This window comes from Mesorhizobium sp. M8A.F.Ca.ET.208.01.1.1 (assembly GCF_004791315.1).
In the GTDB taxonomy this organism is placed as follows: domain Bacteria; phylum Pseudomonadota; class Alphaproteobacteria; order Rhizobiales; family Rhizobiaceae; genus Mesorhizobium.
In genome coordinates this window covers 178755-195434 of sequence record NZ_SRUT01000011.1, presented here as the reverse complement: position 1 = coordinate 195434, position 16680 = coordinate 178755, and the positions used below count along the sequence as shown (strand labels likewise).

The 16680-nt window shown below is 63.7% G+C and carries 21 protein-coding genes; 12 read left to right on the top strand and 9 right to left on the bottom strand.

What is annotated here, in order from left to right; translation table 11 throughout:
* Nucleotides 1-302 precede the first annotated feature (302 nt).
* Both EN851_RS31070 and EN851_RS31065 read left to right on the top strand, forming a co-directional pair.
* Entirely contained in the window at nt 303-1208 is a 906-nt protein-coding gene (locus EN851_RS31070) for a S1C family serine protease (protein WP_135920597.1), read from the top strand.
* A 22-nt stretch (nt 1209-1230) separates the two neighbouring features.
* The gene (locus EN851_RS31065) at nt 1231-2199 is read left to right on the top strand and encodes a LysR family transcriptional regulator (protein WP_135930712.1); all 969 of its coding nucleotides are present in this window, start codon (nt 1231-1233) and stop codon (nt 2197-2199) included.
* 17 nt (nt 2200-2216) lie between these two features.
* Here the strand turns inward: EN851_RS31065 and EN851_RS31060 are convergent, their stop codons facing one another.
* Both EN851_RS31060 and EN851_RS31055 read right to left on the bottom strand, forming a co-directional pair.
* A complete protein-coding gene (locus tag EN851_RS31060) occupies nt 2217-2945 on the bottom strand; it encodes an SDR family oxidoreductase (RefSeq protein ID WP_135930711.1) in 729 nt (242 codons plus the stop codon).
* A gap of 153 nt (nt 2946-3098) precedes the next feature.
* On the bottom strand, nt 3099-3443 hold the full coding sequence (locus EN851_RS31055) for a VOC family protein (RefSeq protein ID WP_127277675.1): 345 nt from the start codon (nt 3441-3443) through the stop codon (nt 3099-3101).
* Nucleotides 3444-3639: 196 nt separating this feature from the next.
* On the opposite strand from EN851_RS31055, the gene EN851_RS31050 reads away from it, so the two are divergent.
* A complete protein-coding gene (locus EN851_RS31050) occupies nt 3640-4239 on the top strand; it encodes a YdeI/OmpD-associated family protein (protein ID WP_135930710.1) in 600 nt (199 codons plus the stop codon).
* On the opposite strand, the gene EN851_RS31045 is transcribed toward EN851_RS31050, so the two are convergent.
* On the bottom strand, nt 4218-5189 hold the full coding sequence (locus tag EN851_RS31045; RefSeq protein ID WP_135884037.1) for a LysR family transcriptional regulator: 972 nt from the start codon (nt 5187-5189) through the stop codon (nt 4218-4220). The two genes, EN851_RS31050 and EN851_RS31045, sit on opposite strands and share 22 nt — an antisense overlap.
* 127 nt (nt 5190-5316) lie before the next feature.
* On the opposite strand from EN851_RS31045, the gene EN851_RS31040 reads away from it, so the two are divergent.
* The 4 genes from EN851_RS31040 (at nt 5317) to EN851_RS31025 (ending at nt 8175) form a co-directional block, all read left to right on the top strand.
* On the top strand, nt 5317-5796 hold the full coding sequence (locus tag EN851_RS31040; protein WP_127277672.1) for a carboxymuconolactone decarboxylase family protein: 480 nt from the start codon (nt 5317-5319) through the stop codon (nt 5794-5796).
* A 66-nt stretch (nt 5797-5862) separates the two neighbouring features.
* A complete protein-coding gene (locus tag EN851_RS31035; RefSeq protein ID WP_135930709.1) occupies nt 5863-6639 on the top strand; it encodes an SDR family oxidoreductase in 777 nt (258 codons plus the stop codon).
* Nucleotides 6640-6676: 37 nt separating this feature from the next.
* On the top strand, nt 6677-7105 hold the full coding sequence (locus tag EN851_RS31030) for a cupin domain-containing protein (protein WP_127277671.1): 429 nt from the start codon (nt 6677-6679) through the stop codon (nt 7103-7105).
* A 68-nt stretch (nt 7106-7173) separates the two neighbouring features.
* Entirely contained in the window at nt 7174-8175 is a 1002-nt protein-coding gene (locus EN851_RS31025; protein WP_135884035.1) for a mechanosensitive ion channel family protein, read from the top strand.
* 3 nt (nt 8176-8178) lie between these two features.
* On the opposite strand, the gene EN851_RS31020 is transcribed toward EN851_RS31025, so the two are convergent.
* Complete coding sequence (locus EN851_RS31020) at nt 8179-8667, bottom strand: Rrf2 family transcriptional regulator (RefSeq protein WP_127870255.1); 489 nt, start codon at nt 8665-8667, stop codon at nt 8179-8181.
* A 341-nt stretch (nt 8668-9008) separates the two neighbouring features.
* On the opposite strand from EN851_RS31020, the gene EN851_RS31015 reads away from it, so the two are divergent.
* Nucleotides 9009-10133 (top strand): transporter substrate-binding domain-containing protein, encoded by a 1125-nt coding sequence (locus tag EN851_RS31015; protein WP_245520847.1) that lies wholly within the window; start codon nt 9009-9011, stop codon nt 10131-10133.
* A gap of 93 nt (nt 10134-10226) precedes the next feature.
* Here EN851_RS31015 and EN851_RS31010 read toward each other — a convergent pair whose 3' ends face one another.
* Together EN851_RS31010 and EN851_RS31005 are read right to left on the bottom strand one after the other, a co-directional pair.
* Complete coding sequence (locus EN851_RS31010) at nt 10227-10538, bottom strand: hypothetical protein (protein ID WP_167531328.1); 312 nt, start codon at nt 10536-10538, stop codon at nt 10227-10229.
* A gap of 132 nt (nt 10539-10670) precedes the next feature.
* On the bottom strand, nt 10671-10985 hold the full coding sequence (locus EN851_RS31005; protein WP_127870256.1) for an EthD family reductase: 315 nt from the start codon (nt 10983-10985) through the stop codon (nt 10671-10673).
* 255 nt (nt 10986-11240) lie between these two features.
* Between EN851_RS31005 and EN851_RS31000 the strand changes: the two genes are divergently transcribed.
* Nucleotides 11241-12863, top strand: a complete 1623-nt coding sequence (locus tag EN851_RS31000) for an ABC-F family ATP-binding cassette domain-containing protein (RefSeq protein WP_127870257.1) — start codon at nt 11241-11243, stop codon at nt 12861-12863.
* 37 nt (nt 12864-12900) lie between these two features.
* On the opposite strand, the gene EN851_RS37415 is transcribed toward EN851_RS31000, so the two are convergent.
* Nucleotides 12901-13110, bottom strand: coding sequence for a hypothetical protein (locus tag EN851_RS37415; RefSeq protein ID WP_245520846.1), 210 nt, complete (start codon nt 13108-13110; stop codon nt 12901-12903).
* Between the two features lie 312 nt (nt 13111-13422).
* A complete protein-coding gene (locus tag EN851_RS30990) occupies nt 13423-13863 on the bottom strand; it encodes a hypothetical protein (RefSeq protein ID WP_127277665.1) in 441 nt (146 codons plus the stop codon).
* Nucleotides 13864-14189: 326 nt separating this feature from the next.
* Between EN851_RS30990 and EN851_RS30985 the strand changes: the two genes are divergently transcribed.
* Nucleotides 14190-14555, top strand: a complete 366-nt coding sequence (locus EN851_RS30985) for a hypothetical protein (RefSeq protein WP_127277664.1) — start codon at nt 14190-14192, stop codon at nt 14553-14555.
* Nucleotides 14556-14609: 54 nt separating this feature from the next.
* On the opposite strand, the gene EN851_RS30980 is transcribed toward EN851_RS30985, so the two are convergent.
* On the bottom strand, nt 14610-15320 hold the full coding sequence (locus tag EN851_RS30980; protein WP_135930708.1) for a hypothetical protein: 711 nt from the start codon (nt 15318-15320) through the stop codon (nt 14610-14612).
* A gap of 338 nt (nt 15321-15658) precedes the next feature.
* Between EN851_RS30980 and EN851_RS37410 the strand changes: the two genes are divergently transcribed.
* Entirely contained in the window at nt 15659-15922 is a 264-nt protein-coding gene (locus EN851_RS37410; RefSeq protein WP_245520845.1) for a hypothetical protein, read from the top strand.
* Nucleotides 15823-16638, top strand: coding sequence for a GlxA family transcriptional regulator (locus tag EN851_RS30975; protein ID WP_245520844.1), 816 nt, complete (start codon nt 15823-15825; stop codon nt 16636-16638). The genes EN851_RS37410 and EN851_RS30975 overlap by 100 nt, the downstream gene beginning before the upstream one ends.
* Nucleotides 16639-16680 lie beyond the last annotated feature (42 nt).

The following is a 16680-nucleotide window of genomic DNA, read 5'->3' as shown; positions in this document are numbered from 1 at the left end:
GGCTCATCCACGGTTGTAGCCGCAGGGGTGTCGGGCGACTTCGCCAAGCCTCGAATCGGATGCCGTCCGGTTCGAGGCTCAGTCGCTTCCATCGCACAAAGTCAGATCCGTGCAGATACAAGGGGTGCTCCAGGGAAAGCCAACGTCTCACTCCGCTGGAACACCCCTCATCCGTCTCGGCGCTGCGCGCCGATCCACCTTCTCCCACAAGGGGAGAAGGAAAGCGCCACCCCTTGCGCCTTCCTCTCAGCGGCATACCTATAGAAGAAGCCGTCAGGCATTCGCATCGCAGGACAAAATCTATGACCATCAATCCCAATCCGCGCTCCGTCGTTGCCGTGCGGGCGACCGTTCCCGACGATGCCTTCACCGCCGGGGCGCTGGGCACGCTCAGGGAAGGCAGCGGCGTCGTCATCAGGGATGACGGGCTGGTGCTGACCATCGGCTATCTCATCACCGAGGCCGACGAGGTCTGGCTGACCGCGCATGACGGCCGCGTCATCCCCGCGCACGCGCTGGCCTACGACCAGGAATCGGGCTTCGGCCTCGTCCAGGCGCTGGCGCCGACCGGTCTGCCGGCGGTGGCGCTGGGCGATGCCGGCAAGGCCAGGATCGGCGACGCGGTTGTGCTTGCCGACGGCATCGGCCGGGCGGTCGAGGCCAAGATCGTCACCAAGCAGGAATTCGCCGGCTATTGGGAGTATCTGCTCGACGAGGCGATCTTCATCGCGCCGGCGCACCCGTCCTGGGGCGGTGCGCCCTTGTTCGGCGCCGATGGCGCGCTGCTCGGCATCGGCTCGCTGCGCCTGCAGATGAGCCGCGCCGGCGAGGTTGCCGATATCAACATGGTGGTGCCGATCGACCTCTTGCCGCCGATCCTCGACGATCTGCTGACGCGGGGCCAGGTGGCCAAGCCGCCGCGACCGTGGCTCGGCGCGCTGTCGGCCGAAAGCGACGGCAAGGTGGTGGTGATGAGCGTGACCGACGGTGGCCCGGCGGCCAAGGCCGGCCTGCGCGAAGGCGACGTCATCTCCGAGGTGCGCGACGGCGCCGTCGACGGGCTCGCCGATTTCTATCGCAAGCTGTGGGACAGCGGGTCGGCGGGCGCCGAAATCCCGATGCGGGTGGTGCGCGACGGCCGCGAAACCTGGCTGCGCGTCAAGTCCGCCGATCGCGGCAGTTTCCTGAAGAAGCCGCAGCTGCAGTAGATCGGACGATTTCGGCCAGCCGATGCATCCAAGACTGCTCAGGACCTTCCTCGCGGTGGCGCGCAGCCGCAACATCACGCGCGCCGCCGAGGCGGTTCATCTCGCCCAATCGAGTGTCAGCGACCAGATCCAGTCGCTGGAGGCCGAACTTGGCACTGCCTTGTTCACGCGCTCGAAATCAGGTCTGGAACTGACGCCGGCGGGGCTGGCGCTGAAGCCCATCGCCGAAGAACTGCTGCGGCTCGACGGCGAGGCGCGGGCGGCAGTGCTTGCGGCGGCGGGGCAGACCAGCGGCGCACTGACCATCGGCGCGCTCGAGACGATCGCCTCGGCCCGGCTGGCGCCCTGGCTGCCGGGATTCCAGGCCAGTCATCCCGATATCACCGTGCGGATGAAGGTGGCCGACAGCGGCACGCTGCTGCGCCAGCTGGAGGAGGGCGACATCGATGTCGCCTTCTGTTTCGATCGCCGCGACGTTTCGAACGGCGGCGCCGATCAACGCTTCGCCAGGCGCACGATAGCGGCCGAACCGCTGGCGCTTGTCGCCGCGCCGGGCCAGAGCGCGGTTCCGCGCGACCTGGCTGCTCTTGCAGCCAAGCGTTTCGTGGCAACAGAGCCTGGATGCATCTATCGGCACATGTTCGACACCGCCTTTGCCGAAGCAGGCATCGGCGCGCCGGAACTCGCCGCCGAAGTCGGCAGCATCGGCGCCATTGCGCGGCTGGTGGCTGCCGGCTCGGGGCTGGGCCTCGTTCCACGTCTCGCGGTCAGCGACGCGCTGGCGCGTGGTGATCTCACCGAACTGACATGGCCGGGTGAGATGCGGACAGCGCCGCTGACGATGATCTGGCGGCGCCAGCGCGTCCAGACGCCGGCACTCCGGCAATTGCTCGCCGCCGCGCGCGAAACGCTGGTGCCCGAACGCTCCCGGGCTGATTCAGGTCTTGAATCGGAGAACCGCCCCAAGGTCTTGTTTCCAAACAATTCCTGAAGAGGCGGCGCTTCCGTCTAGGCAAGGCGATGTCCGCCCTCGACATGCAGTGTCGTTCCCGTCGTAAAACCATTGCCCATCAGGAAGAAAATCGCGTCGGCGATATCGTCGGGATGGCCGATCCTGCCGACCGGCAGCCGCTCGGCCATCGCCGCAAGCGTCTCCGCCTTCCTGTCGCCCGCCACTTGCGCCCAGATCCCGGTGTCGACCCAGCCGGGCGAGACGGCGTTGACGCGGATCGGCGCGAGTTCCACCGCCAACGCCCGCACCAGCCCTTCGAGCGCGGCATTGACGGCGGCGACGACCGAGCCGCGCGGGGCCGGCCGGTAGGCGGCGATGCCGGAAACGAAGCTCATCGAGCCGCTCACCGCAAGCCGCGGCGCACCATGCTTGGCGAGCAGCAGCGGGCCGAACAGCTTGCTGTCGACCACGCGTTGCGCGGCCTTGAGGTCAAGCTCCGGCAGCAGCCTGTAGGCGCCTTCGATGTCGGCGGCGGTGCTGACGATATGGTCGAGGCCGCCGATCCCGGCAAACAACGCCGCGACCTGGTCTTCTCGCGTGATGTCGACAGCGGCAATGTGGAGGCCTGCGGGATTGCCCAGCGCCTCACGGGCCTGCCGCAGCCTGTCCTCGCGGCGCCCGGCGATGATGACTTCAGCGCCAGCCTCGACGCAACGCCTGGCCAGGGCCAGGCCCATGCCGGAGCCGCCGCCGGCGATCAGGATTTTCTGGTTCGAAAGATGCATTTCGCTCTGCCTTTGCTGGATTGGGACAAGGGCAGGGGATTGGCAGGTCGATGCGGAAAGCGGCAACGGAACAAACCGATGGTGCTATCGGAGATGCCGATGGTTGGAGAGGGAGAGCTTGAACGCCGTCCCTGGGACAAGCTGTTCCCGGCTCTATTCCCGCTCGGCACTCGCGAACACCACGAGATTCCCGTCGGGATCGCGCATGCGCATGATCCAGAAATGGTCGGCCTCCTCGATTGGGCCGGGCTCAAGCCCATTATCCACCAGTCTCTGTCGCTCCGGCGCCAGAGGCAGCACGCCGAGCGTCAGCGTCGAGGTGCCGGCTTTCTGCTTGTCCTCGAACAACTGTACTTCGGCACTGTCGGTGAATTGCCATTCGGCCAGCCCCGGCATCGGCCGGCGCAGCGGCGGCTTGCCGAAGAGTTTTTCGTACCAGCCGATGCTGGCTTCGAGGTCGGAGCAGCTGACATGGGCGAAAATGGTTTCGATTGCCATCAGGAAACCTCCATCGGACGGTGCACTCTTGCCGCAACGCGGCATTGGATGGCACGTTCCGCTGCTTCCTGGCTGCGTGCTCCATTGCTGACGAAAGCTGACAGTGGGCCATGCGATAATGCCGGGAATCGTACGATGACGGAGGCAACATGATGTTGATGCAGGCGACAACAATTCTAAACGGGCAGACCCGCTGATGCCGCCGGTCAAGGTCGATCCCGACAGGGTCAGGGAATTCCCCGACGCGGACAGTTTTTACGCCTGGCTCGGCCGGCACCATGCCACGGAAACCGAAGTGTGGATCAAGGTGCACAAGGTGGGGGCGGGACTGAAATCGATCCCGACGAAGGAAGCGATCGACGTCGTGCTGTGCTTCGGCTGGATCGACGCGGTGCGCAAGGGATTGGACGAGAACAGTTTCCTGCAGCGCTACACACCGCGCGGCAAAAAGAGCATCTGGAGCAAGATCAACGTCGACAATGTGGCGCGGCTGGTCGAGGAGGGCCGCATGACCGCGCATGGGCTGAGGGAGGTCGAGGCGGCCAAGGCCGACGGGCGCTGGGCGCGCGCCTATGGCAGCGGCAAGGAGATGAAAATCCCCGACGATCTGCAAGCGGCGATCGACGCCGAGCCGGCGGCGAAGGCGATGCTGGAAAAACTCAGCGCGCAGAACCGCTTCTCGCTTGCCTTCCGCACCCACAACATGAAGACCGAGGCTGGCCGCAAGAAGAAGATCGAGACCTTCGTGGCGATGCTGAAGCGCGGCGAGACGATCTATCCGCAAGGCAAGAAATAGGGGTCCTCGGGCGCGGGAATGCGGGTCGATGGCTCGGGCGGCAAGGGTGCCGACGATGCCATGAAGATATCGCCGCGGACGGCCTGGACAAGGAAGTCGAGGACTGTCGTCACACGCAACGGTATATTCCGGCGGGATGGGTAGACGACGTTGATCGGCAGGCGCGTCGGCGAAAAATCCGGCATCAGCTTGACCAGCCTGCCTGCTTCGATGTCCGCCCCGACCAGAATGTGGGAGAGCACCGCAAGCCCGGCTCCTCCCAGTGTCGCGCGATGAACGGCCATCGAATTGTTGGCGACAAGACGCGGCTCGATGCGCAGGACAACGTCGTCCGCTCCGCCTGAGAACGACCACGAACGGCCGTCGCCGGCACGGCTGTAGCAAATGCAGGCGTGATCCTTGATGTCTTGCGGCGTTCGCGGTGAGTCACGTCCCTTGAGATAGCTTGGCGAGGCTACCAGAAAGGCTGTCGTCCAGCCGATCCGGCGGCACACCAGGCTGCTGTCGCCGGCCGGCCCGAGGCGCACCTCGAGATCGATCGCGTTGGCGATGAGGTCCGAAGGCTCGTCCCGAAAGATCAGCTCGACATCCAGCGCCGGATGGCTCTCCAGCAGCCCCGCGAGGCGGTCGCCGATGAACAGGCCGAGCGGCGTGGGCAGGCTCAGCCGCACTTTTCCGGAGACTGTTGCCGTTTCGGCGCCGCTGGCCTGGCCGAGTGCCTCGACCGCTTCGAGGACGCGCAGCGCCATAGGCAACATCTGTTCACCCTCCGCCGTCAAGGCGAGCGCGCTCGTCGTGCGGTGCAGAAGGCGCGTCTTGAGATGCGCTTCCAGCGCCGAGACCTGCCGCGACACTGCCGGCTGCGTCAGATCGAGGTCGAGCGCAGCCGCCGAGAAGGATTTTGTCTGCGCCACCCGCAGGAACGTTCTCAACGCCGATACGACGTCCATCCTCGCCCTCATACTTTTCGACATAAGCCTTATGTCCGCATCCTAGGCGGATGGCGCTTTACTGTCTAGATATTACGGATATTTATTATCCTTAAGGACATAAGATATCCTCAAAAAAGGAGAGACCATGACACAGCGCCTCAACGCCGCCCAGCAATCGCCCGAACTGTTCAAGAAGCTCCTCGATTTCAGCATGGCCGAGGCACACAGCGCCATCGAGGAGAAGACCCGCGACCTCGTCCACATCAGGGCATCCCAGATCAATGGCTGCGCCTTCTGCCTCGACATGCATGTGAAGGAAGCCACGATCCACGGCGAGAGCGAGTTGCGCCTCCATCATCTCGCCGTCTGGCGGGAATCACCCCTTTTCGTTCCTCGTGAGCGGGCTGCCCTTGCCTGGACCGAAGCCGTCACCAAGCTCGCCGAAGGCGGTATTCCGGACGAACTCTATGAGCGCGTGCGCGGGCAGCTTTCGGAAAAGGAGATCTCCGACCTGACCTTCTCGGTCATGGCCATCAACGCCTGGAACCGTGTCAGCGTCGCCTTCAAAACCGTGCCAGGCTCCGCGGACAAGCTCTACGGCCTCGACAAGGCTGGCCTGAACTAAAACCCTTCCTTTCGGCTGACCATCAATCGACGCGGCGCGAGATCTCGGCCGCAAACGGAGACCATCATGAAAATCGTCATCATCGGAGGCACCGGCCTCATCGGTTCCAAGACCACTGAACGCCTGCGCAAGCAGGGCAGCGAGGTGATCGCCGCCGCGCCGAACACCGGCGTCAACACCATCACCGGCGAAGGCCTGCAGGAGGCACTCGAAGGTGCCGAAGTGGTGATCGACCTCGCCAACTCCCCGTCCTTCGAGGACAAGGCATCGATGGACTTCTTCACCACGTCAGGCCGCAACCTGCTCGCCGCCGGCAAGGCTGCGGGCGTCAGGCACCATATCGCGCTCTCGGTTGTCGGCACCGAACGCCTGCAGGACTGCGGCTATTTCCGCGCCAAGCTCGTCCAGGAAAATCTGATCAAGGCGTCCGGCATTCCCTACACCATCGTTCATTCGACACAATTCATGGAGTTCCTGGCCGGCATCGCCAAGTCGGGCACGGTCGGCGAGGCCGTGCACCTGTCGCCGGCCTATGTACAGCCCATCGCGTCCGACGACGTCGCCGATGTGATGGCCGGGGTCGCGCTCGCCGCGCCGATCAACGGCATGATCGAGATCTCGGGGCCCGACCGTGTGCGGATGAGCGAACTCGTCGCCCGCTACCTCAAGGCTGTCGGCGATCCTCGCGAGGTCGTGGCCGATCCGGAGGCGCTCTACTTCGGCGCGAGGCTGAACGACACTTCGCTGGTCTCCGACGACAATCCGCGCCTTGGCCACATCACGTTCGAGCAGTGGTTCGCCGCCTCGGCGCGGAAATCACCGCCGGCAAACGCGGCGGCCTAGGCCCGGGATACCGCTCAATGGAAAAAGGAGTTTTCAAATGATCAAGTCAATCGTCGCCGCCCTCGTCGTGACGGCAGCCCTGGCCGGCCCGGCCGGCGCCACGCAAGCCCCTCGCACTGGCGAGAAGGCGGCCAAGGTCACCCTTGTCTATGAGCATGAACTGCCGAATGTTCCGGGCAAGAGCATCAAGGGCATCCTCGTCGAATATGGTCCCGGCGGTTACTCGCCGGCGCATACCCATCCGAGTTCGGCCTTCATCTATGCGACGGTTCTGGAAGGCTCGATCCGCAGCCAGGTCAATGACGACCCGGCCAAGGTCTACAAGGCCGGCGAGAGCTTTTCGGAGATGCCGGGCGATCGCCACAGCGTGAGCGAGAACGGCAGCAAGACGAAACCCGCAAAGCTGCTGGCTGTCTTCGTGGTCGATACCGCGCAGAAGGAACTGACCTATCCGGTCAAGAAGTAGGCGCAAGCGGCCGGACGCCATTCCTGGCGGCCGGCCCTGCCAGCAAATTCAATCCTGTCGGAGGACCCATGTTCGGCGATCATCTGGCTCTGGTCCTGATCAACCTTCTGGGGCTCGTCGGCATTGCCGTGTGGTATTTCCAGGGCCGTGGGCGGCCCATGGCGCGCCTGATCGTCCAGATCCTGTTCTTCGCCGGCATGACGGCGGTGCTCGGCTTCAGCGATATCCTGCCGCATTGGATGGGCGAGGCGGATCTACAAGGCTCCGGCGCATATCTGGCGAAGTCGGCGCGCGTCCTCTGGTGGACGCATCTTGCCTGGACGCTTGTCGGCTTTGTGCGCCTTTACATCGTTCTGGAGCACCGACCGCAAGAGGCGCGCCTGCTCCAGGACCTTGTCGTCGCCGCCATCTATCTCGGCGTGGCGCTGTCGATAACAGGCTTCGTCTTTGGCGCTCCCATCGGAACGCTGGCGGCAACGTCGGGCGTGGTTGCGATCATTGTCGGGCTTGCGCTGCAGAATACGCTTGGCGACGTCTTCTCCGGTATTGCGCTGACGCTGGGCCGACCCTTCACGCTCGGCGACTGGATCATGCTGAGCGACGGCACGGAAGGACGTGTCGTCGAGACAACTTGGCGTTCCACGCATCTGCTTACGGGTGCGAACAATATCGTCGTCCTGCCAAACAGTGTGTTGGCGAAGCTGAGCCTGACCAATCTCAGCCGTCCCGACGAGAGGCAGCAATTGACCCTGGCCGTGCGGCTTGCGGCCACGCACGCGCCGCACGTCATCGAGGAGGCCATGCATGCGGCTCTGCGGAACTGCCAACGGATCGTCAAGGAGCCGGCACCGCTTGTCGCGCTCAAGGAGATCGACGCGGCGGCCATCGGGATGGACCTGCTTTTTTGCGTCGCTGGTCCGGGCGACCGGTTGCTTGCGAGGAACGAGGTGATCGACCTTGTCCATCGTCATTGCGAGGCGAACGGCCTGTCGCTTGCGATGTCGCCCCAAAGCTACGCTATCATGCTGCCGGCGAGGGCGGGCCAGCCGCAGGCAAGGATCATGCGTTAATGCTCACCCGGCGCGCTCCAGCACCCATTCGAAGCTGTTTTTCCAGAGCTCCGCCGGAATCTCCTGCGCCAGCGCTTCGGTGAGGTCGGAAAGCCTGACACCGCGCAATTTTGCCCGCCAGGCTTCGTCAGCTTCCCACATGATGCGCGACACCGCGCAAGGGCCGCTTTCACAATAGCCCTGAGGGCGGCACGGGTTGTTTGCACGGATGTTGCTGCACACAAACGTACGCGCCTTGCCCTCCACCGCCTCCACGATGTCCAGGAAGGTCAGTTCGGCCGGTGTCCGTGCCAGCCGGTATCCACCCGAAGGGCCGAGCGTCGTATGAACGAGGCCTGCCTGCGACAGGCTTTGCAACGCCTTGGAAAGATATTCCTTGGGAAGGCCGTGGAATTCGGCAAGCGCCTTTGTGGAGAGATAGCGTCCCTCGGGCAGACCGGCGAGAATGGCGCAGCAGTGCAGTGCCCATTCGACTTGGCTTTTCAGGATCATCCACGGGTTCCGGGTCGATGCCGACCAACTCTATTAAGGATATGAAATATCCCTATTCTGCCATGGTGTAAACAGACAGGTTCTGGTGGGAGGGTTCAGCCGTTGTCGTCCCAAGGCGGCTTGTTGGTGCGATAGGCGCAACGGCGCTATCCCGGGGGCTGGAAGTACAGGGCCTAGGCGCCGGAATGCGGGTCGATGCCGTAGGGATGGACGGGGTAGCCGGGTCCGATGGCGCATCGTCTCCCGCTGACATGGCGGGTGGACGAAGGGCGGCATGGCGGCTACCTTTTCGAGCCCGCGATCAGATCGCGCGGCGCAACGGGTCGCCGGGAGTTGTGCTGTTGAGAAGTGTTGCTTCGTGGCTGATGGCGCTGATCATCATGGCCGTGGCCGCGTGTGTCGGGGCGGGCGCCGCCGTCGCCCAGACACAAACGCCCGCCGACCTGCCTTTGCCGTCGGACGTGGCATCGAAGGACATATCGGTCGGAATGAAGGTCGCGCCGCCCTTCGCCTTCAAGCTGCAGGACGGCACCTGGTCCGGATTGAGCATCGACCTCTGGCAGAAAATAGCCGGGCGGCTCAACCTGCGCTTCCACTATGTCGAAGTGCCTGGCGTGCAGGACCAGATCGATGGCGTTGTCGGCGGCAAGTTCGATGTGGCGATGGCCGCGATCACGGTCACGGCCGACCGCGAAAAGACTGTCGACTTCACGCAGCCCTTTTTCACGACCGGGCTCGGCATCGCCACACCGCTCAACAGCCAGCCGTCGTGGCGGCCGATTTTGCGCGCGCTGACCTCGTTCGGCTTCCTGCAGGCGGTGCTGGCGCTGATCGTCATCTCGGTCGTGGTCGGCGTGCTGATCTGGATGTTCGAACGCCGCCACAATGACGATTTCGGCGGCGGCGTCGCCAAGGGCCTGTTTTCCAGCATGTGGTGGTCGACGATTGCCGCGACCCAGGCCAGCACCGGCGATTTCGGTCCGCGAACCGTGCCGGGACGCGTGCTCGCCGCGCTCTGGATGATGGGATCGATCATCGCCATCGCGGTGTTCACCGCGGGCGTCACATCGGTGCTGACCGTGACGCAGATGGAAGGCATGGTGCAGGGCGAAAGCGACCTCGGCACGGTCAGGGTCGGCGCCGTGCGGAATTCCTCGACCGCGTCCTATCTGGATTCGACCCATATCCGGCATCAGGACTTTGCCACCGTCCAGCAGGGCCTGGACACGCTGCGCGCCGGCAAGATCGATGCGCTGGTCCACGACAAGCCGCTGCTTGGCTGGCTGGTCGGACAGAACTATGGCGCGAGCCTGCAGGTCCTCGACGCGACGTTCGACCAGCAGCAATATGCCATCGCACTGCCGCTCGGCAGCCGGCTGCGCAAGCCGCTCGATGTCGCCCTGCTGCAAACCTTGGAAAGCGACTGGTGGAAACAGGCCGTCTTCCATTATCTGGGCGAGAAATAGGCTGTCGGCATGAGAAGGGCGGACCGCTCGCGGCATTGCGCGCAAGAAAAGCCGCCCTTTTTTAGGACTGGTTTTCTGGGATGATGGCTGCCGTCACTGGTTGAGGTCGACTGGTGTCACACCAAGCAGCTTCAGGGCGTTGGCGTAAGTCCGGATCCCTTGCGCCTGCTTGCTCTCGGCACAGAACCGGTTCGCCCTGTCCTGCAGTGCCGTCGCCTGCGCGATCTGGCTCGCACTGGCGCCGGGTTCGGCCTTGGTCCGGATGGCGCCGTCGAGCTGAAGACCGAGCCGGCTGCAATATTCGCTGCGGGTGACCGCCGCCTCCGCGCCCGACTGCGCGACGGCAAGCATGGCAAGCGACATGCCTGTCAGGGCACCCATCCATCCGGCCGAACGTCGTTGCATTGCAGGCGAGATCCCCTTGCGTTGTCTAGCGGCCGCAGCCCGGCCGCCACGGGATGGTTATCGCAGACGATCTTTTCGCCAGTTTTTCCCGGATGTTGAATCTTGTTTCTGAAGTGTGTCTGGAGGCCGGGTTCACACTTCGTCGGCGTCGAACAGCAGCATCGTCAGATCGTCGTCACCTGGGGCCAATATCCGCCGGTCGGCGGCACAGGCAACGCCGACTTCGCTGGCGAACGCGGCACGGATGTCGTCGAGACTGTCGAAATACAATGTCCCTACCAGATACGGCATCTCGCCCACCGAAAGCTTGACGATCGGCCGCCTGCTGACATCGTAGCGCCGCAGGCCGGGAAGCTTTTTGGCCAGCGGTATATGAACGTCGAAATAGTGCCGGTCGAAGGCGGCCGGATCGGCCGGGGTTTTGTAGATCACGAGCATCTTGGCCATTGCCATGGTCCTGTCCTGTTGGCGTTGCTGGTCGGGCCGTGCGGGCCGCCGCTCCAAAGTCGTTCGACGAAGGTGGATTTCGACAAGCGAATGATTTTTGACCGCGCGGCTGGAAAGCCGACCTTGGGCGGCCTATCGGCGCGCCGCCGTTCGCGCATACCCGCTGCGGCGCTTCTGCCTCTTCCCCCGGCACTGTCATTCGCGTAAGGGCGCGGGCAAATCCCTTCCATTCGGCTTGAGCCTCCCGGAACTATCATGATCAGACTTGAAAACATCGGCAAGCAGAATGGCCGTCAGCTTGTCTTCATCGAGGCGTCGGCCTCGCTGCAGAAGGGCGAGAAGATCGGCCTTGTCGGGCCCAACGGCGCCGGCAAGACGACTTTGTTTCGCATGATCACCGGCCAGGAGCAGCCCGACGAGGGCCAGGTGCAGGTCGATCGCGGCGTCACCATCGGCTATTTCAGCCAGGATGTCGGCGACATGGCGGGCCACAGCGCGGTGGCCGAGGTGATGAACGGCGCCGGACCGGTGAGCGAGGTGGCGGCCGAGATGGCGGAGCTCGAGGCCGCGATGGCCGATCCCGACCAGGCCGACCGGATGGACGAGATCATCGAAAAATATGGCGAGGCGCAGCACCGCTTCGAGGAGCTCGACGGCTATGCGCTCGACGGACGCGCGCGCGAAGTGCTCGACGGTCTCGGCTTTTCCCAGGAGATGATGGACGGCGATGTCGGCAAGCTGTCGGGCGGCTGGAAGATGCGCGTGGCGCTGGCCCGCATCCTTTTGATGCGGCCCGACGTCATGCTGCTCGACGAGCCGTCGAACCATCTCGACCTGGAAAGCCTGATCTGGCTTGAGCAGTTTTTGAAGGGCTATGACGGCGCGCTGCTGATGACCTCGCACGACCGCGAGTTCATGAACCGCATCGTCAACAAGATCGTCGAGATCGATGCCGGCTCGCTCACCGCCTATTCCGGCAATTACGAATTCTACCAGCAGCAGCGGGCGATCGCCGACAAGCAGCAGCAGGCGCAGTTCGAGCGACAGCAGGCCATGCTGGCCAAGGAGATCGCCTTCATCGAGCGCTTCAAGGCGCGCGCTTCCCATGCCGCGCAGGTGCAGAGCCGGGTGAAGAAGCTCGACAAGATCGACCGCGTCGAGCCGCCCAAGCGCCGCCAGGTGGTGAATTTCGAGTTCCAGCCGGCGCCGCGCTGCGGCGAGGATGTCGTGACCTTGAAGAACGTGCACAAGGCCTATGGCAGCCGCACCATCTATGAAGGGCTCGATTTTCAGGTCCGCCGCCGCGAACGCTGGTGCATCATGGGCGTCAACGGCGCGGGGAAATCGACGCTGTTGAAGCTGGTGGCCGGCGCCTCCGACCCCGACACCGGCACGGTGGCGCGGGGGCCGAGCGTGAAAATGGGCTATTTCGCCCAGCACGCCATGGAGTTGCTCGAAGGCGAGCGCACCGTGTTCCAGACGCTGGAAGACAATTTTCCGCAGGCCGGCCAGGCGCCGCTACGGGCACTTGCCGGCTGTTTCGGCTTTTCCGGCGACGAGATCGAGAAGAAATGCCGGGTGCTGTCGGGCGGCGAGAAGGCGCGGCTGGTGATGGCGCTGATGCTGTTCGACCCGCCCAACCTGCTGGTGCTGGACGAGCCGACCAACCACCTCGACATCACCACCAAGCAGATGCTGATCGAGGCGCTGTCGCAGTATGAAGGTACGATGCTGTTCGTCTCGCACGACCGGCACTTCTTGGCCGCCCTGTCGAACCGCGTGCTGGAGCTGACGCCCGAAGGCATCCACACCTATGGCGGCGGCTACACCGAATATGTCGAGCGCACCGGACAGGAAGCGCCGGGCCTGCGGAGCTGAGCGGGTTGGGGGCGGGCGCCGTTCTCCGAAACGGGGCCTAAAGCAGTCCGTGTTTCCTGAATTCGGCCTGCTCGTCCCCGCTGATCCAGCCGAACACCTTGAGCTTGCCGTCACGCCTTTCCAAGAGATAACTGACCTCGAAATCAATGGTAATGAGCGCGCCTTCTTGTTCTGGTACTCTCCGGCCCATTGCACCTTTGCCACGCAGTGGTCTCGATCGATCGGCGTCACGGACACGTCCTTGCACGTCATCTTCCTGGCGCCGATTGTCCTGTAGCCCTCGAAGCCCTTCTTCATGATTTCGATCAGTTGCCTGCCGTTTTCGCCGGCCATGACCGCGCCAGGGGTGACGGAGATGAAGGCGGACGAATAGATGTCGGCGACATCCTTCAAATCGGCTTCGGGCAACAGCGCGTCATTGTAGAATTCCGCATAGGCCGCGAAGAATTTCGCGACCTCGGTTTCGGCAATCATCGTCTTGCTCTCCCCTGAACCGCCGGTTCGCTGTTTCACAAAACGGTGAACAGCTCGACGCAATTCCGGACGGGAAAGGACGCTCCTATCTCAGCGAGATGGCCAGCCCGCTCAGGTCGGCGTTGACCTGCAGGCCCACCTGTTTGCCCGTGAGTTGGAGCTGGGCGCCCTTGTCGTTTGTCATCACGATCACCTGGGCGCCTTTGCCGAGCGTGCCGCCGCCGCCGGCCGCGCCGTAGACGCCGGTCACGTCCCGCGCGCGCCTGATGTGGCGCACGGTGCCGCGGAAATAGGTCTTGGAGACGCCGAAGGCGAGGCCGCCCGAGACGCCGCCGATCGAGATGGGATAGCTTTTACCATGGAAGGTGAACGTCCCTTCGCCACCGGAGCCGCCGACGAAGAACGCCGCCTTGTAGACGGAGAAACGGATCGTGCCGCTGTCGGCATGCGCGGCGCTGGCCAAGCTGACGCCCACGGTGGCGATGGCGGCAACGGCGATTGAACGAAATCCGGATGAAATTTTCATGACGAGAGCTCCTCAAAGGTCGCCGCTTATCCATCGGCCTGGTACGACGCATATCAAAGTCTTAGCAGAACAGTCTTGCCCCGGCTTTGGTTCCAAGCACAACTTTTCGTTTCGATCCAATCGCGGCTTTTGGATGACTGACGACGGATGACCGTTTCTGGCGCAAACCAGACATCGTGTCCGAACACATTTTCGCTATCGACACACAGCGGTCGATTTTCGTAAAGGGCGAATGGCGGTGTTGGCCGGCGACCTGCCCATCGGGCCATGTCCTTGTGGGGTGGGAGTTCCGTGTGCTGTCCACAAAGGTTGGGAAAGGCTTCGGGATGAGAATTGCGATGGGGCTTGCAATGTCCGCGTTGGCCGCGACGATGGCTGGATGCGCGACCTCTCCGGTCGACTATGGAGCCTCGCTTTCGCAGCAGGACCAGAAATGGGCGACGCCGCAATGCCAGCAAGCCCGGGCGGCGGCTTCGGACTACGCGGTCCGCGAAAAAACGCATCCGGGCTGGGAATTCGTCGCCCTTGGCCCCTATGGATTGGGAATCATAGCGGCCACCAAGGAGCAGGAGCAGAAGCAGCGAAAGCGGCTCGCCCGCGACGTGCATCTGCAATGTTCGAGCCTGCCGCTGCCGCAGGAATTGCAGGGCGACCTTGGGCCTGCCGGCCCAGACAAGGCGAAATATCCATAACCGGGAACGAGTGCGGATACGATCCTCGACGGAAAATCGTTACGTTTTCCTGCGCTAGCGCAGCAGTCCTTCCGCCTCGAACGTGTCCCAGCCTTCGAGCTTTGGCGCATCGTCAGAGCCCGAATTTCTGGTCTTGCGGGCGTTGCCCGACCGCTTGCCGGCTCGCGTCAGTGCGGCCTTGCCGGCGGCGCGCCGTCTGTTCTCGGACGCTTCCTTCGCGTCTTCCTCCCGCCAGGCGGTCGCCAGGTCACGGTCGAGAACGTCCTCGATGTGCCGTGGATCGAAGACGTGGAAGGTCACGGCCTTGGATCGCCCGCGCATCTTCACGGTGCGCGTGCCGATGCTTTTCAGGCGACCATCCCTGAGCCATTTGTGGCGCTCGCGTGAGGAAATGGTGAGAATGTCCTCGGCCTCGCGCGGCAGCACGGCCAGCGCTTCGATCCCTTCCAGTGTCCTGGCAATGGTTGCCGAGGCGGCCCGAAACGCATCCGCGTCGGTCTGCACCATGCGCAACACGATGCGGCCTGTCTCGGCCTTGGTGAATTTCCTCACCGTCCAAGGCAGCCTGGCCCGAACCTCGCGTTCGATCCCCTTCAAGCGCATGGAGGACCCCAGTGTCGCCGACGGCGGGAGCGGCCATTCGGCGACCATTGACGCGGTACCCGTGCCTTGCTCGGATGCGCGACCAGCGTTCTTCGCGATTGCCGCCGCGATGCCGCTCAGGATGTTCCGCAGGGGGCCGCGCTGCTTGGCTGCAGTTTTCATGTCTCATTTTCGCTCATCAGATGCCTGCCGTGGAACGATCATTCGCACAACAGACAACCGAAATCAGGCTCAATCAGTTCCCTGGCCATGCGCATTCCCGAGGCGCTGATCACACTTCTCCTCGTCCCATCGACGCCCGATCGACCCTTGGAATGCACTTGGTCCGAGTCGGCGGGCGATCCTATTAACTTGAGGCGGTGTGTTGAGGGAGGGCGCCCTGGACTGCGCGGCCAGCGATAAGCAAGAAATCCGGTGCCGCTTTTGGCAAACACATCGTCCGCTGTTCCAGGATAATGTGCTGGCTGAATAAGCTTGAGACAAGACGGTTTCGAACAACAATGGCCAGGCGGTTTGCGTTTCTCTTGGTTCGCGACTTCACCCTGTCGCCGCTGTCGCTGTTCATCGACACGCTGCGGCTGGCGGGCGACGAAGGTGACCGCAGCCGCAGGATAGAGTTCGACTGGGAGATCGTCGGCGAACGCGGCCTGCCGATCCGGGCGAGTTGCGGCGTCGAATTGCTGCCGACCGGGGGATCGGCAATCCGGAGGACTTCGACAATGTCGTCGTGGTCGGCGGGCTGCTCGACACCAACCGCAGCCTGAGTTCCGAGAAGGAGGCGTTCCTGTTGCGGGCCGCCGGCAAGGGGGTGCCCCTGACGGCGCTCTGCACGGGCAGCTTCGTGCTCGCGCGCTACGGTCTGCTCGATGGCTATAGCGCCGCCGTCAGCTGGTTCCACATCAAGGATTTCCGCAGCCGGTTCCCGGAGGTGAACGCTCATGCCGACAGCCTGTTTACCGTCGACCGGGGCCGCTCGACATGCGCCGGTGGCACCGGCGCCGCCGACCTTGCCGGCCACTTCGTGTCCCAGTTCATCGGCCAGAAGGCGGCTGAAAAGGCCGCCAAGATCCTCGTCCTCGACCGGATCAGAAGCAGCAGGGACGTGCAGCCCGTGGGCGACCTGTTTCCTGGTGCGTCGAGCCGGGCGGTGAAACGCGCTTTGCTGTTGATGGAGAGCAACCTCCAGGAGACGCTGTCGGTCGCCGAGATCGCAAGCCGCCTGAACTGCTCGCGGCGCCAGCTCGAACGGCTCTTCGGATCGGAACTGGGCATCGGCCCAATGGCCGCCTATCTGGCGCTCAGGGTGCATCATGCGAAGTCGCTGCTGGAAGGCAGCGACCTGCAGATCGGCGACATCGCCTACCGCTGCGGCTTCACCAATGCCGGCCATTTCAGCCGCGTGTTCCGCCAGCAGACCGGCATCACGCCAACGCATCTCAGGCATCCAAACCGCATGCCGGGCGGAGCCATGATACAATGAAGTCCGCGACGTGACGTGCGGGGTCTAGAGCCGTTCCGCATT

Coding starts and splice junctions, on each gene's coding strand:
- EN851_RS31070 (WP_135920597.1), top strand. CDS start 303: ATGACCATCAATCCCAATCCGCGCTCCGTCGTTGCCGTGCGGGCGACC.
- EN851_RS31065 (WP_135930712.1), top strand. CDS start 1,231: ATGCATCCAAGACTGCTCAGGACCTTCCTCGCGGTGGCGCGCAGCCGC.
- EN851_RS31060 (WP_135930711.1), bottom strand. CDS start 2,945: ATGCATCTTTCGAACCAGAAAATCCTGATCGCCGGCGGCGGCTCCGGC.
- EN851_RS31055 (WP_127277675.1), bottom strand. CDS start 3,443: ATGGCAATCGAAACCATTTTCGCCCATGTCAGCTGCTCCGACCTCGAA.
- EN851_RS31050 (WP_135930710.1), top strand. CDS start 3,640: ATGCCGCCGGTCAAGGTCGATCCCGACAGGGTCAGGGAATTCCCCGAC.
- EN851_RS31045 (WP_135884037.1), bottom strand. CDS start 5,189: ATGGACGTCGTATCGGCGTTGAGAACGTTCCTGCGGGTGGCGCAGACA.
- EN851_RS31040 (WP_127277672.1), top strand. CDS start 5,317: ATGACACAGCGCCTCAACGCCGCCCAGCAATCGCCCGAACTGTTCAAG.
- EN851_RS31035 (WP_135930709.1), top strand. CDS start 5,863: ATGAAAATCGTCATCATCGGAGGCACCGGCCTCATCGGTTCCAAGACC.
- EN851_RS31030 (WP_127277671.1), top strand. CDS start 6,677: ATGATCAAGTCAATCGTCGCCGCCCTCGTCGTGACGGCAGCCCTGGCC.
- EN851_RS31025 (WP_135884035.1), top strand. CDS start 7,174: ATGTTCGGCGATCATCTGGCTCTGGTCCTGATCAACCTTCTGGGGCTC.
- EN851_RS31020 (WP_127870255.1), bottom strand. CDS start 8,667: ATGATCCTGAAAAGCCAAGTCGAATGGGCACTGCACTGCTGCGCCATT.
- EN851_RS31010 (WP_167531328.1), bottom strand. CDS start 10,538: ATGCAACGACGTTCGGCCGGATGGATGGGTGCCCTGACAGGCATGTCG.
- EN851_RS31005 (WP_127870256.1), bottom strand. CDS start 10,985: ATGGCCAAGATGCTCGTGATCTACAAAACCCCGGCCGATCCGGCCGCC.
- EN851_RS31000 (WP_127870257.1), top strand. CDS start 11,241: ATGATCAGACTTGAAAACATCGGCAAGCAGAATGGCCGTCAGCTTGTC.
- EN851_RS30990 (WP_127277665.1), bottom strand. CDS start 13,863: ATGAAAATTTCATCCGGATTTCGTTCAATCGCCGTTGCCGCCATCGCC.
- EN851_RS30985 (WP_127277664.1), top strand. CDS start 14,190: ATGAGAATTGCGATGGGGCTTGCAATGTCCGCGTTGGCCGCGACGATG.
- EN851_RS30980 (WP_135930708.1), bottom strand. CDS start 15,320: ATGAAAACTGCAGCCAAGCAGCGCGGCCCCCTGCGGAACATCCTGAGC.
- EN851_RS37410 (WP_245520845.1), top strand. CDS start 15,659: ATGGCCAGGCGGTTTGCGTTTCTCTTGGTTCGCGACTTCACCCTGTCG.